Origin of the sequence: Bartonella sp. MU70NMGDW (genome assembly GCF_042194085.1) — a bacterium.
Taxonomy (GTDB): domain Bacteria; phylum Pseudomonadota; class Alphaproteobacteria; order Rhizobiales; family Rhizobiaceae; genus Bartonella; species Bartonella grahamii.
This window is the reverse complement of record NZ_JBHIMK010000444.1, coordinates 1-953: the sequence shown is the minus strand read 5'-3', so window position 1 is coordinate 953 and position 953 is coordinate 1. Positions and strand designations below refer to the sequence as shown.

Here is a 953-nt window from a genome sequence, read left to right as displayed (position 1 = left end):
CATCCTCTTAATGGGTTATTTAAATGCAAGAATAGATGCAATATGAGGGTAGGGGAATATAGTTATGATGCTCGTTTAAAAAGAAGCATCAAATTGTCGCTTCATAAAAATAAAGGTTGTGAATAAGCGCTTTTGCTTGCGATAGTTTGTCTAAATAAAAAGCAAAAATATTTGCTGAATCTATCGATATTCAATTGTAAAGGGCGAAATTCAAAAAGTGGATTAAAATTGTATAAAGTGTTAGGGCGATCGTATTTAAATTGTATTGTGTTCTATTGGCTTGATCTATTTGAAATTTTAGATTTATTAATATCTTGTATTTAAAGGAACTTCTCTTAATACCCTCAAGCTCATTTCGTGATGGGACCTGTAATGGCATATATAAAATACTTTGCGAACAGGATCATATAGAAACCATTGATTATTATCATTTTCATAAAATAAAAAGTGCAAGTTTATTTGAATAAAAGGTGTAAACCAACGCTCTCATACTGTTTTTTAGCTTTCTATCTTCTCTTTCAAAACTAGGATTGATATAACATTGGGAGCCGGAAAATAAGATGGTATCAGTTGACACCTTTCGTTAAGCGTAAAAATGGTTATTCTAAGAGTTTTATATTATTCACGGGAACTTTTCGTTATACATTCACGGGCGCTGTCGTGAAATCGGTTTAGATGCTCAGAATGTCTTTTTAAGAAAGCATGTAAATTGAAAAATACGTTATTTATGCAATAAAATTTATGCGATAACTTGTGATAGATTTCTTTTAGTATCTTGACGAATAAATTTGAGAACAATATGATGCACACGGTTTTATGAAATGCATTCTTGCTTTTCTTTTTAATTAAGGAGCCAATGATGGCGATGGGCGAGAAACCCGTTATAAGCCGTAAGGAGGCTGAAGAGGAAAAGCAAGGAGAATGTCTTCATTCAGAGGATTTGGAATGTCGTA

The 953-nt window shown here is 32.3% G+C and carries 1 pseudogene; it reads left to right on the top strand.

Features of this window, described 5'->3' with window-relative positions:
- Positions 1–859 precede the first annotated feature (859 nt).
- Positions 860–953: pseudogene (locus tag ACFIKE_RS11520) on the top strand (ATP synthase subunit); the annotation flags it as partial.